1 protein-coding gene is annotated in these 1,098 nt (G+C 61.4%); it reads left to right on the top strand.

Annotation, left to right across the window (positions count from 1 at the left end):
* Positions 1-851: 851 nt before the first annotated feature.
* Positions 852-1,098 (top strand): SpvB/TcaC N-terminal domain-containing protein (locus tag F563_RS26020; RefSeq protein ID WP_425386953.1); only part of this gene is annotated, 247 nt, incomplete at its 3' end.

The raw sequence follows: 1,098 nt of genomic DNA on the forward strand, positions 1-1,098 counted from the left end.
CCGAAGCCGAGGAACGCTACTACGCCATGCTTGACGACCAGAAACTGGCCGCGTGACTCAAACCAAACAGCCTCCGGCAAAACCGGAGCGGTTCATTAAACCTTGTAGACTAGATCGGCCAAGTCCCAAGGTTTGGAGAGAAACCACCCTCCGGAGAGCGGAAACGGCGCTCGTTCCGCTAGCGCAGCATTAAGGCGGCCGCGGAAAGTCGCAAGAAACCTGCGCCTTTCGGCGCCGGTCACCGGACGGGAGAAGGGTTGGATACGCGGCGACTGGAGCAGGGGTGGGAACCGAGAAGGCGAAATTCTCTGGGCCGGCTTTCTGACAATGGTGTCGCGGACCTCGAGTGCAGCTCCGAGGTCCTGCGAACCCAACAACACGAATGGGGACGTGGCCACAACCGGACCTGCCCACTCTTTCCGGTGCGACAACAGACATTCGCGGATCACCGGTCTCTTCGTCTCCATCCACCAAGCCATGATCCGCATCATGCTGCACCGCCTCGCCGCAACACCCTCAGCGTAAACCAAACCTCCCCGGCTGGACTCTAACGGTCCGACCAAGCAGCCGGGTGCGATTGTATGCGGCACTGCTGCATGTGCGTCATATTCTGGTGCTTGTTCGATACGCAAACACTCCATTACCGTATTGCATCACCGGTCCCACCAGCTCATCGGGAGGATCTGAGCATGCTTCATCCATCATGGACAGGCCGCCTGTCGGGTGGCGTGCTTCTTGTGTGGTTGGGGCGCTTCCGCCGACCGCGACAGATCAGTCGCGCCGTCGCGGCATTGAGCGGTGTCCTCGTCGTTGGCGGTGCAGCCGCGGTTCTTGGGCAGCAGCGTCCGTTGATGTCACTGCCAGGTAGCTTCGAGGTCACGGAGGCCGGTGCTGCCAGTTACGCGATTCCGATCCAGGTGCCTCCTGGCGCTGGCGGGATCGAGCCAAAACTGTCCTTGGTGTATCGCAGTCAGGGCTCGAATGGTTTGTTGGGTGTTGGCTGTGACCTGCCCCCCGTTGGTCCCGCGTTCATTGTGAGAGCCCGCCGGGGTTGTAGCCGAAAATCTGTGCTGGCTGGAGCGGCCGGGCGGCGGAGCC

This window comes from Elioraea tepidiphila DSM 17972 (assembly GCF_000378465.1).
GTDB classification, from domain to species: domain Bacteria; phylum Pseudomonadota; class Alphaproteobacteria; order Acetobacterales; family Acetobacteraceae; genus Elioraea; species Elioraea tepidiphila.